Here is a 15,767-nt window from a genome sequence, read left to right on the forward strand (position 1 = left end):
CCTTTAATTCATTATAAACTGCATTTCTTTGCTTTATTTTCATAGGATATTCTCTTTCAAATATTTTCTGCAATAATCAATGCCCTTATCAGAGTAATTTATGTATAATTTTATAAAATTATATTTCGAATTTTAATTATAAAACCTTGAGTTAAAAAATTAATAATATATTAACTCTCCACCATCATTTATTATTTTATTCTTAAATTCATTTTTTTCTGATGAAATCTTTAATATTGCCTTATTAATTATATATTGAAGTTCATGCAAATTAGATTTTTTAACAGCCATAATGGCATCTTTTCCATCATTAATTAATGCACCACCATTAACTGATTGATTATCTTTAATATCCGCCATAAATAAATTTAAATTTCCTTTATTGTAAATAGCTGCTCCTTCATTAGAGCCATTATTTAAGAAGTCACATTTTATTAAAGATAAGGACACATTTGCATCCCCATCATATAAAGAATTGGAATAAATTGCACCGCCATGACCTTTATTTCCAAAAGCACTATTTGATTTGAATTGGGTATTTACAATAATCGCAGAACTACTTTTAGTCATATAAATTGCTCCACCTTTGAAAAGAGCATTATTATTTGTGAAAATACAATTTTTCATTGATTTCAACATTCCTCCATTAAATATGGCGCCGCCATCTCTTTTAACTTCATTTTCCTGGAAGGTGGAATCCTCAAGATTTAATAATCCCAAATAATTATCAATAGCTCCACCAATATTTCCAGCATTATTATTTTTAAAAGTGGAAGAATAAACATTGACAAAGCCATACCAATTATAAATAGCCCCAGCATCTTCTAAAGCAGAATTATTTTCAAAATCACAATTATTAAGATTTAAATTACATCTTTTCATGTTTGAAACTGATCCACCATAATTAGCAATATTTTTAAAAAATGAGCAGTTATTTAAGTATGTTTTTGAATATGGATTATTACCAATTGCTCCACCGATATTTTCAGCCTCATTATTTTTAAAAGCACATTTTACTACACATATACATCCCTTTACATTAAATATGGCTCCACCATCCTGTTTAGCAGAGTTTTTTGAAAAATCACAATTATCCAAATTGATATTACCCAAATTGTTAAAAATAGCTCCTCCTTGCTTAACAGAACTATTGTTCAAAAATTCACAATCTGATAACTTACAACAGCTACCGCAATTTAATATTGCGCCGGCATTATCATTAGAAGAATTATTTTTGAACTTGCAATCAGTTAACTGAATTATTGAATCTGTACATATCGCACCACATTTTTCCGCATTATTTTTGTTAAAAACAGCATTATATATAGTTAAAGAAGAATTTTTATTGTAAATTCCGGCAGAATCATGTGATGAGTTTTCAATGAAATCACAATCATTAATTTTGATTAAAGAGTTTTCATTAAATATTACGCCACCGTAATTTTTAGCATGATTATCTTTAAATATACTGCATGTAATCTTTAATAATTCAGATTTATTTAAAATTACACCCGCAGATACTCTTGATTTATTTTTTAAAAATTTACATCTTTTTAATTCTATAGAAGAATTTGGCATGGCATATATCGCTCCTCCACCAATATTATTATCATCAAATTTACCTTTAAAATATTTACCATTTTTTAACTGCAGGTTTTTAATTACAATACCCTTTGATGAGATTAAAAAAATTCTAGATAAGTTTTTAGCATCTATTGTATGATAATTCCCATCAATGACAAGATTATCAATATCAATATCAATCCCGCCTTCATAAAAATCCTGTTCCGAACCATGTATTAAAATGTCGCAATCCAAATTTATGACACTTGAACCCGAATGGATTAATTTATCCAAATAATCAAATCCATACCAATCTCTAGGAAGTTTTTCACCAATATAATTTAATGTTTGGCAGTTATCACCAAATTCAATTTGATTTTCAAGATTTTCATCCTTATAAATCCACAATATATTATCATTAAAAATTATTTTTTGATTATAATCAACAAACTTAGATTTCTCAACCCTTAAACTGGCATTATGATTATAAATTATATAATCATTATATACATCAAAATTAGATGATTTTACTAAGCAAAAACCTTCTTTAAGATATAATAAATTATTCCCAAAAAGATTTTGTGAAAATATACAATTTTCAATATCGAATTTACTATCCTCATTCCCATTATGATAAATAAAATGAGATTGTTTGTATGAAATATTATTTTTAAAATTGCAATCAATTAAATTAACATGATTATTATTAAAAATGATGCTTCCTTGAACAAATGCACCATTATTCTTAAAATCACATTTGAAAGCTTTAACAGAACCTAAATCACAATTATTTATAGCTCCCCCAAATTCCGCAATGTTTGACTTAAAGCAACATCCCTCCAAATCCAAATAATGAAAATTGTTTATTGCACCACCACGACGATGAGAAATATTGCCTTCAAAAACAGAATTGATTAATGTTAATTCACCATAATTATTAACTGCACCACCCAAATCATTTTTTGAGACATTGTTTTCAAAGGAACAATTGATTAACTTTATTTTCCCATTATTGTTAATAGCTCCCGCATTTTCTGAAATGTTATTCTCAAAAGAACAATTTATAATATTTAAGGATTGAGCATAATTATTTATTGCGCCACCTTCTTTAGAATTAGCATTTTTGAAAATAATATTTTTAAATGTTACATTATTAGATTTGACTTCAAATATACTATTTTTACCCATTGCATCAATTACATTCCCATTCCCATCAATAACTAAATCATCAACATCTATTATAATTGTTGAATTATTCTCTTCAAATTCCATATTAGAATCTAAAAAAATCTCTTTTTTTCCACTATGAACAAGATAATCAAGATATTTAAAAGAATTCACATTATCTGAAATAATATGTAAAAAACCACATTTAATATATTTCTTAAATGAATTTGCTTGAAAATTTTCAACATTAATCATGCCTTTATTAAAAATTTCATTATTTAAATCCGTATCTTTTAAAGTTAACTTTTCATCACGAATAAAATCTATGTTTTTTAATGTAATAATGGAATTTGAATTATTAAAAATAGATAATCCCCATTCTTTTGATGAATTATTAGTAAAATTCGAATCCGAAATTTTCACCGAATTTCCATTAAATACCGCACCGCCATTGCCTTTTGAACAATTATCAATGAACTCACAGTTTTTAATATTCAAAAATCCTTTCCAATTACAAATAGCACCGCCATCCCCACCAAAAGAAATATTATTAATAAATTTACAGTTAATTATAGTTAGTTCTTTTTTATAATTAGATATAGCCGCTCCACTCTCTTTTGAGTAAGCGTTTTTAAAGGTCATATTCTTTAATACAATATTATTTCCAGTAATATAAAAAATCCGTGTTTTACCATTAGCATCAATAGCATAACCATTACCATCAATAACTAAATCATCAACATCTATTTTTATTACACTATCATCTAAAAAAATATCAGATTCTAATTTAATTTCTTTAGAACCTGAATGAATTAAATCATTGAAATATTTAAATCCGTAAATAATATTTTGAGAACTTTCACCCATGTAAAGAAATACCTCTCCAATTTAATAATTTTCAAAGTTAAAGAACCTTACATTACCTAAAGTATCTCCGACAACCAGTTTGCCATCCTTAAGGCTAATTGAAGTGGCGAAAATATCCAGATAATAAGTATATTTGCATTCTTTACTGCCAATATCCCAGAATTTTATAGTATTGTCTTTACCTAAACTGATTAATTGAGTATCATCAACATAAAAGTTGGTTACAGCCTTATCATGAGCATCTAGATGTTCATGACTGCCCAAATCCAAATCCAGAATTTCAATGGATCCGTTTTCATAACCTGCAATTACCTTACCCTCTGAGACTTTAATCTTGGTAACCTGAGAGGAAATTTCACTGAAAGTTTCACCGCTCGGATATCTTACAATGCTTCCATCCTCAAATCCAACATATGCATCATCGGAATCAAATTTGGTGGCCAATGTTGTTGCAGTCTTATCAAATTTGGTTTCGCTGCCTCCCAGAGATAACTTATCTTCTTCGATGAATACAATTCCTGAATTATTTTGTGCAATGTCAATGATTTCTTTGGAATTGGTGGTTTCTTCACTCTCCAATTCGATAGACTCCGCATCATTAGCCCCCCACATGCCATCACTGACAGTGCAGGTGGCTATCTTATAAGTTTTTCTGCCGTCTTTTTCGGCCTTAACACCAGCCAAGACCAATTTGGAATCTTCACGATTAAATGAAATTGAATTGCATCTGAAATCGTTTGTATACTTGTTTTTAAATTCTTCATTATCGAAATCCCATGTGAAGATTTCACCGTTATCTGATGCGGTAATCATACGGTTGTCATCGATTTTGACAGACAATACGGATTCACTGTGTTTAGTTTCCTCATTTGCCTCTACTTTTTTATTTAAATCTATAACGTTAATGTCATTGTTTTCATTTCCAACAATAACCCACCTGTCGGTTCCATCAGTGTAATAATCAATGGCTGTAGGTGATTTAATACCTGTTTGAATATCGATTAACCTATCAAATGTAGGGCTTCTTGGCTGTGGAATGTCCCACACCCTCATTACGCCCATATCTGAGATGGTTATAATTTCATTTTCATCTTCCAATGTAATTGCCTGAGTGAATTTATCGTTCGGGCTACAAACATGCTCTTCAGCAATACTTTCTCCACCGCCTGAGTTTTTAAGAGTGTTCCAGAATTTCATTTGTCCGTTTTCTGAAATCAAGGTTAAAAATCTCTTGTTCAGTCCCATGAATCTTATTTCTTCTGATGAATCCAATTTTGTACCTGACTCTTCCTCCTCATTTTGCTGATGCTGTTTGTTATATGCCTTTCTCATTTCATATACGTCCCATCCATCAACTTCCCTTTCATCACATACAAGAATGGCTTCGTTTCTTCTTGGAACCAGAATTTGATTGTAGTTTTTAGCTTCAATATCTTCCTTTTTCAGCTCGTTAGTATCCAAATCAATTGAAAATACCCCATTGTGTGAAGATGCATAAATCTTGTTGTAGGTCTTTGACAGGTAGATGTCAGTGATTTCCGCATCGATTTTAGGATATTCCTTAGTAATGATCTTATTGTTATAATCCAATTCCTTAATTTCACCGTTTGAATAGGCCACAAGCATTGTGTATCCGTCATCATTCAAGATGATTTTAATGATTCTCGGATCATCTTCCCTGAAGGTATCCAAATCATTTAGATTTACATCAAAAATGTTCAATACTCCATCTTCATTGGCCAACATAAGCTTTTTATCTTCGGAAATTGAAATGAAACTAGAAGATTCCTTACCTTCAGGTTTAATTCTTTTAATGATTGAACTTTTAGGAGAATATAATGCAGCATTATTGGATTTAAGCCAATCATCATCTGTTTTTGAGTCCAATTCAGCTAGCAAACCTTTGATGATATCATCATCAATATCGCACATTCTACCCCATAATTGGGCAGATAGCTGGTCCTTGTTGTTATCCAAAACCGGAGCGGACAATTCAAGCGCCCTTCCAATCAATACTATCGGATGGTCTTCCTGAGAGGTAATGAATTTATGTTCATCATCAAACTGATAATCTGAGATTAAATTATATACATCAGATAAATTCATTTTATTTTTTATAAATGCAAATGAACTTAAAACCTTAGATAACTCATCAGTATTTTTAGATTCATCTAAATGATATGGAAGTTCATTCAAAGGCCTTAATTTTTCATTTTCATTTTCACCTTCAACATCGAATGAATAATCCTCACCAGGATCTGCCTTGGCCATAAAGTAACTTGCCAATGATGCATTTCTGTCAATTTTCTTATCAGCATATCTTTCCTGAGCTGCCAATTTGAAACTTTCGTAGAAAAAGTCGTGACGACCTTCTTTTCTTGCCATGAACGGGCGTACCTGCCTTAGATTTAATCTTACCACATCTTGAATCTCTTTTTTACCAATATCAGTTTGAGTTTCAATGATGGATACTATTTCGTCTTCAGACAAACCTACACGTGCATTTGCCAAAAGTGAAAATATTAACGGGACAATATTCTCTCCTTTTTGTTCGTCTTCTTCCAATCTTTCCAGAACGTGGTCGAATGCGGATTTCGGTGAGTCACCAAACATTGTGATTTTATCCTTCAATTGGTCGAATGAACCAAATACCCTTAGTTCCGCAAGCAGAATCTTTAAAAACAGAGGGTTTTTGGATGCAGGAAAATCACATATTGTATCGATTTCAGCATCATCCAATGCTTTCAAGTAGTTTTTAAGATATTCCTTAATCAAATCACGTTTTCCATCATCATCCAATTCCTTTATCTCGAAATGGCAAATGTTATTTCTTGCTTTAATTTTGTCTAAATTATCATTATATTTTTCATCATTTTTATCTTCCTTAATGGAAATGATGATTTTTAAATTTTCCGGAAGGTGACCTAACCATTTGAGCATGTCCATTCCATTCGGCATCTGATTTACAGCATCAATTATGATTAGGGATTTGCCTTTGCTTGCTATTGTATTTAAAATCTCAGGAATTTTTCTTTTCAATTCATCAAGATTGTTTGGATAAAATTCTTCATCTTCACTAATTCCTGCTTCATCGATTATTGATTTCCAAAGTGAATATGTTTGTGAACTTAAATCGGAAGCTCCACAAAATCTTTTATACAGTTTTATGCCATTGTCCTTTTCTTCAAAGTCCGTTGCGAATTTTGCAAGAAGCATTGTCTTACCGTAACCAGCCTCGGCACTTACAAGACATATTTTATTTTCATGCGAATTTTCAACATAATCCTCCAGGTAGCCGGTGTAATTGGGACGTGGGATAAATCCTTCACTGTTCAAGTAACAAAATATTTCCTGTTGATCTAAATCCTTTTGAAGTGGAGTCTGATCTTCAACAGGCATATTTTCTGGAAACTCAGCTTCCAACTGTTTTTTTAGCTGTTCCAGCAAGACTTCCTTAAGTGATTTGTCACCGCATTTGAAATCAGTCAATCTGCCTCTGCCCTCATTATTTTCATAGTGGGATAATTCAGGAAGCTCCAAATCACTATCCCAAGTACCTTCATAGTCGGTTACATCAACATAAATTTTTTCTTCATCGTTACGACTTTCATTTTCTTTAGATTCATTGGATTGCTTATCACGAATTCTTTGTTTGATTTCAGCTAATTTTTCATCTGCATGTTCAATATTCTTTTCATTGTCATTGGTATAAATCAATCTTTGAGCAGGAGAGAGATTATCCACATAACTTGGATTTCTAAAGAAGAACAATGAATGTCTGGTTGGAGGACAAAGCTTATCCTCTTCATTCAGTACTCTATAAAGTGGAGAAAGCAATGAATGTTCAATTTCCATTTCCGTTACTGACCTGTCCGGATCAAGCTCTTTTATTGTTGGATATTGGTCTTTAGTTTCTTTATTAATATCCTTTTCAAAATCAGGAACCCAACCTCTACGCTGACCTAAAAAACATAAAAAGAATGGGCGGCTCTTATCGATGTGACGAAGACAGGTACCTACAGTTGCGTTGTTCTCAGAATCCTCTTCTTTTACACCCCATCTTAAATCGACGTCAGATAAACGTATTTTACGCTCTTCACACCATTCAGTCAATTCAGGAAATACCTCTTTAATGAGATAATCCCTTTCGGCATGCATATCATTAAATGTACTGCTTATGAATATTGTTGCTTTTTTCCATTCCATACATATCCCACTCAAATTAATGAATAATATTTATATGTAATATATCTATTGAAAACATTATTAATAAAATTTATTTAAATTACTAAACAAAATATCCTATAAGTGATAACATGCCATCAAGGTGAAAAACTACATTGAAAATTAAAGAAAAAAGCGAAGACACCTAAATTTCTGCAAAGAATACATTGTCGACGATAGATTTGATTTCAATACTATGATTCCCTAACTGAAAATGAAGAAGAATCGTCTTTGAAAATACAATTTTTGGATTCATATTTTTTGATTTGATTAAGCATATTGCTCCACCACCATATTTCTCTCGTCCAGCAAAATATATCGTGCTTTTGCCCGAGCAGTTAGTGTGTCCATTCCCGCCAATAACCAACTCGTTAACATTGTGTTTAATTCCTTCCGGATATTGTGATTCCTCATCAGAATCTAAAACAATGGCTGAGCATAGAACAACATTGGTTATTTCGTTGCCGATTAACTCATCAATATATCAGAAGTTTCTAGATTCACCTAATTTAGCCATTCATCAATTAACTGTTCCAACTCCTTAAGCGATGGCTCCAAATCCTCATTAGACCAGCTCTGCCAGGATGATAAATCATCAATAATATTCCTATAGATTACAATTGCAAGATCATACTTGTTCATCGTGTCAAAAGAGTGTTTTTCTCCACCATAAAAATTAAAATAGCACTGCTCATTATCTGCACGCACTTCAAATTCCCATCCTTCACCATTAAAGTCAACATGGAAGTCTTCATCGTTTTTTATTGCATTAATGATTGATGTCAGACAGTCATAGGGAACATCAGTAATGTATGATGCCCTGCTGTAAATATCTCCCAGTTTAACCAGACACCATCCCGCACCATAGATATCCAGAAACTTGAATTTCAAATCAATATAATTTAATGGCTTGTTTTTATCTTTTATTTCCTTTTTAAGAGGATTTTCCTTGACATCGGGACAGTCATTAAAAATGCCTCCGGAGGTTATGCTGTTTGGAATGTTCCATGATTTTAAAGCAGATACGTCCCTTAATGAAGTGCATCCATCGAACATGCGCTCTACTGTGGTGATGCTTTCCAAATTCCAGTTTTCCAATCCGTCAAGAGTTTCCAAAGCAGAACAGTCCTCAAACATGCTTCTCATTATTTTGACTTTTGAAACATTCCAATTACTTAATGCATTTAAATCTTTTATTGACTTACAATTTACGAACATGTAAACCATGTCTTCAACATTTGAGACATTCCAACCCTCCAATGGAGAAATATCCTCCAGATTCTCACATTTCCAAAACATTCTGCCAAATCCTGAAGCACCGGAAGTATCCCAATTTCTCAAAGCCGAAACATCACCTAATGAAGGACATCCCCAAAATAGACTACCAAAGTCGCCTACATTAGAAACATCCCATGATTCTAGGCCAGTTAAATCTTTAAGTGCTCTACATCCCGTAAACATGCTGCACATATTGGTAACTTTCGAAACATCCCAATCCTTCAAAGCGGAAATATCCCTTAAAGATTTACAGTCTGCAAACATGCTCCACATGTTGGTAACATTCGATACATCCCAATCCTTTAATGCATCCACATTTGAAAGGGAATCACACTCATTAAACAATCCTGTCATGTCCCTGACATTGGAGACGTCTAGATTTTTTAAACCCTCACAGGCAACTAATGCTGAGCACTCACCGAACATGTTCTCCAAACTATTTAAATTAGAAGTGTCCCATGTTTCGCATCCGATTACATCAACCAATCTCTTACATCCCAAAAACATCGAATAAGTGGATTTTATCTTATTAGATACATTTTGTGCTATAATTAAACGTAAACTACCCAAATCCTTATATTTCTCATATAATGAGGTTTCTTTGGATAAATCTTCACTTACATAAACAATTTTTCCCTTATTTTTTACATCATCCCAGCTGGTCAGGTTTGTTCCATCTTCAAGGATAATCAATACATCATAGGAACCTAAATCAAAAATGCTTTTTGTAGTTTTATTTAATTTTTCAAATTCTTCCAAATGTTTTTTAGTGTTTGGAAAATACTCCCTTTCAAAATCGGAATTTTGTGTTTTTCGCAATTTGTTATTTTCTTTGTTTTGTGCTTTTTTATTTTTTAAAAAATCCAAAAAAGTCATTATGTTCCTCCAAATCATTAAATCTATCGGAAGTTCATCTTGTTTAATCTTTTATAAATAATAGTATTTGATGTTTTATAAAAAAAAGTTTTTAAAGAGGATAATAGTTATCCTCTTTTTTCTTTAGTTTTGAATTTTAAATCTTCGCAACCCGGTTTTTTAGTATCAACGGGTTGCGGGCATTTTATTTCAAACAGATTTTAATATTATCCTTTCTGTTTAACATCCAGTTTGTTGCTTTTTAATCTTAAACGTTTGTAACCGCATTTTCTGCATTTAGTAGCGCCAATGGAGTTATGAGCTTTACATCTCAAACAGATTTTAATATTGATGTTTCTGTTTGCTGCTATTCTTTTATTTTCAGGAGTTAAATTTCCTTTAATCATATCCTTCATAAGCAATTCCTCCCTTATATGATTTTGATTAATTCTTCACCGAATATCAGATTTAGACACAAATACTAATCTATTGAAGAGGATATATAAGTCACTTAAAGGATTAGCTTTAGGCTGGCATTAAAAACAGATAATATCAATCCAAGTTTCGAATTTCATAAATCGATTCAAAAAAAGTTAAGAAAAAAGTAAAAATCAATCACCATTTAAAATGGAGATTATCTTATCATGAAGTATTCTATTGCTTGATGCAACAACAATCGTTTTTTCATGAATGCCCAAACTAGTATGTATTGCTTCACCGTCTTTATCTGTAATTATTGCACCTGCCTCTTCAATAATCAGTTTTGATGCAGCAATATCGATTATTCTGCTCCCTCTCAAATCAAGGAACGAATCGTATTTTCCGCTAGCAACATATGAAAGTTCAAGTACAACAGAGCCCAATACTCTCATTCTTCGAGCCGTATCGACCAACTTTGAAGCTGATGATGTATTGGTCTTTATGAATCCGCCAAGAGTCATTTCATCCATATTAACAATACTGCTTGGCTGAACTTCCTTGTTTCGAAGCAGACATCCCTTTCCCTTTTCAGCTTCAAAAAAACTGCCATCAGCCAAGTTGGATATGAAAGCCAGTTCAACATCATCCAATGTTGACATCCTACCATATGAAACGTCAGCAACGGCAATTGATATCGCATAAGCCGGAATTTCCCTAATAGCATTGGTGGTGCCGTCAACAGGATCAATTAGAAAAATGAAACTGGCCTTTTCATCATCACTTAAATCTTCTCGCTGAAGCTCTTCGGACAGGACAATGCCGTTTACTGTTCCCTTTCCAATTTTGATTTCACCGATTTCTTCGCTTATAACATAAGAATAAATCGGCACCTTTTTCAAAATGTTGATTATGGTGTCCTCGGCAATGACATCAATGAGCGACGTTGGTGTTCCATCCGCCCCGATTTTTACTGTAACGCCAGATTCCTCTTTTCCGACATATGGCCGGATTGTCCTGCTGACTTCCTTTATGATTCTGTATGCCAAATCAGTTGCAATTCTTTTGTCACGGTCTTTCATTATAATCATCAAATAAAAAAAATAAGGTTTGGAACCTAATCCAAACCTTCTTTCCACTCTGCATCCTCATGCTCATCCCTTGAGTAGGCATCCCTATAGTTTTCCACTGAATCGAACAATGCACTTACTCCACGGGCACAAGCCTCATAATTGGCCGCATGGTCATCATCGATTCCGAGAGTAAAAGCTTCTCCATATGAATCAATGTTCGCTCCAATAAATAAAAATTCCCAATCACGGCTTTCAATAAGGTCCTTAACCTGATCCTTTGAAAATTCTTTGGAAGCATTCTCCAATCCGTCAGTTGTGATTACGCACAATACCTTACCTTTAAGCTCCTTGTCAAAGGAAACGATTGTTCTTCCAACAGCATCCAATAATGCAGTGCATCCGTCTGCAAAGTATTCTTTGCTGGTAAGCTTTTCCACTTCTTCAATCGGCTTTCTTGAGTATAGCATCTTATACTCGGTATCGAAAAGAACCAATGTCACAAGGATGTTTTCGCCCTTTGCCCTTTCCCTTTCGATATATGAATTGTATCCTCCAATCGTATCTTCCACCAAGTCATACATGGATCCGCTTTTGTCCAAGATAAAAATCAAATCCATTACATCTTCTTTTGATTCTTCTTTAATGTTGTTGTTTTCATCAAAACAACTGAATGAATCAACATTAGTTACATTCTTTCCATCATTAAAAAGATTCATTAATTTCCCTCCTAATTATTTGATTAATTGAAAAATTCATTTTAAAAAGGTTTGAAACCTAATCCAAACCATCCTCTTTCCAGTCAACATTTCTATGTTCATTCCTTGAATATGCACACCTGAATCTGCGTACTGAACCGAAGAGTCCGCTTACACCGCGAGAACTCTTTTCATAGTTGGCTGTATGGTCTCCATCGATTCCAAGAGTATACGCCTCATAATATGAATCGATATCAGCTCCAATGAAGAGAAATTCCCAGCCATGGCTTTCAATGAGTTTTTTGACCTTGTCTTTTGTGAAGTGTCTGGAAGAGTTTTCCAATCCGTCGGTTGTGATTACAAAAAGCACCTTGCCGCTGACCTCATTGTCAAGAGAGGTAATTGTTCTTCCAATAGCATCCAAAAGTGCAGTGCATCCGCCAGCATGATACTGCTCACGGGTAAGCCTTCCCACTTCTTCAATCGGTTTTCTTGTATAGAGCATCCTGTATTCCGTATCAAAAAGAACCAATGTCACAAGGATGTTTTCGCCTTTTTCCTTTTCTTTTTCGATATAGGAATTAAATCCTCCAATCGTATCTTCCACCAAGTCATGCATGGATCCGCTTTTGTCCAAAATGAAGACAAGATCCATTACGTTTTCATCCTCTTTTTTTGGATTGTTGTTTTCATCCAAGCATTCGAAAGAATCAATATTGGTTACGTTATCGTATTCTTTGAAAAGTCCCATTCTTTACCTCCTCATCAATTAATGTTGAAGAACTTAATCTTCAATTAATAATTTAATTCAATGCTTATTTAAATCACTGAAAGTGAAAGCTTTAATCAATAATTGAATCCTAATCCTGCATAAAGAAAATGCTTTATGTGACTTATAAGCAATTTGAAACAATCCTTAAATATAAATGGCAGGAAAATATGTATAAATTCGAATGATGATGCCCTTATACTTATAATATTTGACTGCATATGCTGCCGAAGCGATGAGAAAAAAATTTTGATTGATGGCATCATAAGCTCTGCATGGGATATTTCTTTGCGATATTTCTAATATTTTGTCTTATCGTTTCAATAATCTCCCTTTTTGTGAGAATCCATCAAAAGATAATGCTTCTAATCCCCCAGCCATACTCAAGAATTGAAATAACCTCTAATGAAATATTTTAATAAGATTAATACCAAAAAATTAATTAAAAAGCTAATTCCTAAAAAATTTGTGGAGATATCATGTATTCACTTAAGGACAAACTTCAGGAAATCCAAGTTCTGGATGAAAATTTGGAAATTCATGTGAAACTTGCCATTATTTACCAGATTGAAAACCAGGATCTTCTAATTAATCTGGCATATGATGAAAGGACCCCGATTAAATCATTCGTCTTGATGAAGATTGAAGATGAGGAAATCCTCAAGGACATATATCTTAATGAAGAATCGGATTATGTAAAGCAGGCCGCATTAACTAATATCCATGACAATGAATTTTTATATGAGCAGTTCAAGAATACGGATAATCATAAGGATAAAACCAGTCTGATTATGCAAATTGACGATGAGGATATTCTAGTAGATACCGTATTAAACGATTGGACTGAAGGTTACAGGCATATTCAAATCAGAAGCAGGCCTGTTCGAAGATACCCCAACGCATATTTCATCAAAATGAGTGCCATCAGAAATATCAAACTGGAATCAAGCTTCATCAAAATAGCTAAAGAGATTGATACAAAGCACCGTTTTGGATTGGATGGTGGAGATATTTCCGAAATATCTGCCTATGCAGTAAACCACATCGGAGATAATCAGGAAGTGCTGAAAGACATTGCACTTAATGCCAAATTTTACACATCAAGGCTGGAAGCCACAAAAAGAATAACTGATGAAAACGTGCTGTTTGACATTGCCATGAATGACATGTCTGTTTCGGTCACTCAAATGGCTATGCTCTGCATTGATGATGAAGAGCTGTTGCGCGAAACCATTTTCCAGTGTCCACATACTTCCCATGCCATTAAACGTATAGAAAATCAATCCATTCTGCTCGATATCATTAAAGGCGACTGCCCGGATTTCTATCGCAGTGATGCCTGTCGAAAGATATCAGACGAAAAAGATTTGAAGGACATCTTTTTAAATGATTCAAACATTGACGTTCGCCGCCAAGCAATCAGCAATTACCATTTAAGGGACAAAGCATTTCTGGCTGATGTAGCATTCAATGACCCCGACCCATATATCCAGCAAAGTGCCGTTTCAAACTACAATCTCTCTGATGAAACAATCCTAAAGGAAATAGCTTTAAACGACAGTGAAGGCATTGTCTGCAGGGCTGCAGTGGAAAAAATTGAAAATATCAATATCCTGGAGGATATCATCTATAGAATTGATGATGCTTATGCATGTTGGAAAATTCTCGGCAAAGAGAATTTTACAAATCAAAGGATTTTAGAAGAATTTGGTTTATCCAGTCAAGAAAAGGATGTTCGTGAGGTTTGTGCAAGAAAAATAACAAACAAGGAAATTCTGGAAGAAATAGCATTGAACGACGAATCTGAGTACGTTCGAAGCGAAGCTATCGAAAATCCCAATTTCACTGACCAGGATCTTTTGAAGAGTCTTGCATTGAATGATGAAAGTGAATCCGTAAGAAGGCAGTCCCTTAGAAAAATTACGGACAATGACTTTTTATGCGAAATTTTCTACAATGGCGATAAAAGCGTTAGAAGCAGTGCATGCAGAGGCATAATCGATGAGAATGTATTAAAGTATATTGTGGAAAATGAGCGCGACGAATATATACAGAGGATTGCCTGTTGGCGAATCGAAGACGTGGAATTTTTAAAGTGGGCTGTTGGATACTATGGAGACTATTTGGCAATGGATATCTGTTCACGAATCGATGATGAAGAGTTTTTAGCCGAAACCCTAATGAAAAGCAATGACGGGAATCTGAGATATCGGGCATGCACAAACCCTAATCTCAACGATGAAAATGCCTTTTCATATGCTCTTCAAAATGATTCCAATGAAGCTATCAGAAAGATTTCATCAAGAAACTTAAAAAGACTTTCCGGAGTTAAACTGAAAATAATGTTTGTAGACAACACAAATATGCTTTTGAGTGCAATGGCTGAAGGAATATTTGAAAAAATGTGCGGAAATGAAGCTAAAGTTTATTCCTCAGGAATAGTGGCTAAAAATGGAGACAAACCTTCGAAAGTGGCTGTTGATGTCTGCAAATCCCACAGCATCGACATTTCCAATCATGAGGCAACCTATTTCAAGGACACAAACATTGAGGATATGGATTGCGTTTTTACATTTAATGAAACTCAAAGAGAAAAAATTCGGATTTACTATCCTGAATTAGAAATTCATAAAATATCCAACTTTTGCAGACATCCGAACATTAGCTGTCCTCAGGGAGACGATTTTAAAGCGTATGATGACTGTTTTGATGAGCTATGCAATATCCTAAAAAAGGCCATGGAGCCTTTGCGATTAGGGTCTTGAATGTCATGATTAGATGTAAAATCAACAGATAAAATTACAGCATGAATATATGCTTAACCCATTTTAAAAGTAATATTGCTCTTATCATGTAAAA

Annotated in this window: 8 protein-coding genes; 1 reads left to right on the plus strand and 7 read right to left on the minus strand. The window is 33.4% G+C overall.

The annotated features are described in order from the left end of the window. Positions 1–159 precede the first annotated feature (159 nt). The 7 genes from F3G70_RS04330 to F3G70_RS04360 all read right to left on the minus strand — a co-directional run bounded on the left by F3G70_RS04330 (position 160) and on the right by F3G70_RS04360 (position 12,890). Entirely contained in the window at positions 160–3,597 is a 3,438-nt protein-coding gene (locus F3G70_RS04330; RefSeq protein ID WP_149731475.1) for a hypothetical protein, read from the minus strand. A 21-nt stretch (positions 3,598–3,618) separates the two neighbouring features. After that, entirely contained in the window at positions 3,619–7,803 is a 4,185-nt protein-coding gene (locus F3G70_RS04335) for a DUF4062 domain-containing protein (RefSeq protein ID WP_149731476.1), read from the minus strand. A 522-nt stretch (positions 7,804–8,325) separates the two neighbouring features. Then, positions 8,326–9,975: a BspA family leucine-rich repeat surface protein gene (locus tag F3G70_RS04340; protein ID WP_188118077.1), complete on the minus strand. Its 1,650-nt coding sequence runs from the start codon at positions 9,973–9,975 to the stop codon at positions 8,326–8,328. Positions 9,976–10,181: 206 nt separating this feature from the next. Continuing rightward, on the minus strand, positions 10,182–10,370 hold the full coding sequence (locus tag F3G70_RS04345) for a 50S ribosomal protein L40e (RefSeq protein WP_223166006.1): 189 nt from the start codon (positions 10,368–10,370) through the stop codon (positions 10,182–10,184). 195 nt (positions 10,371–10,565) lie between these two features. Then, a complete protein-coding gene (locus F3G70_RS04350) occupies positions 10,566–11,453 on the minus strand; it encodes an inositol monophosphatase family protein (protein ID WP_149731478.1) in 888 nt (295 codons plus the stop codon). Positions 11,454–11,488: 35 nt separating this feature from the next. After that, on the minus strand, positions 11,489–12,160 hold the full coding sequence (locus F3G70_RS04355; RefSeq protein ID WP_149731479.1) for a VWA domain-containing protein: 672 nt from the start codon (positions 12,158–12,160) through the stop codon (positions 11,489–11,491). Between the two features lie 58 nt (positions 12,161–12,218). Further along, a complete protein-coding gene (locus F3G70_RS04360; RefSeq protein WP_149731480.1) occupies positions 12,219–12,890 on the minus strand; it encodes a vWA domain-containing protein in 672 nt (223 codons plus the stop codon). A gap of 497 nt (positions 12,891–13,387) precedes the next feature. On the opposite strand from F3G70_RS04360, the gene F3G70_RS04365 reads away from it, so the two are divergent. Further along, positions 13,388–15,673 (plus strand): arsenate reductase/protein-tyrosine-phosphatase family protein, encoded by a 2,286-nt coding sequence (locus tag F3G70_RS04365; RefSeq protein ID WP_149731481.1) that lies wholly within the window; start codon positions 13,388–13,390, stop codon positions 15,671–15,673. The last annotated feature ends 94 nt before the right edge of the window (positions 15,674–15,767 follow it).

Source organism: Methanobrevibacter millerae, assembly GCF_900103415.1.
Taxonomy (GTDB): domain Archaea; phylum Methanobacteriota; class Methanobacteria; order Methanobacteriales; family Methanobacteriaceae; genus Methanocatella; species Methanocatella millerae.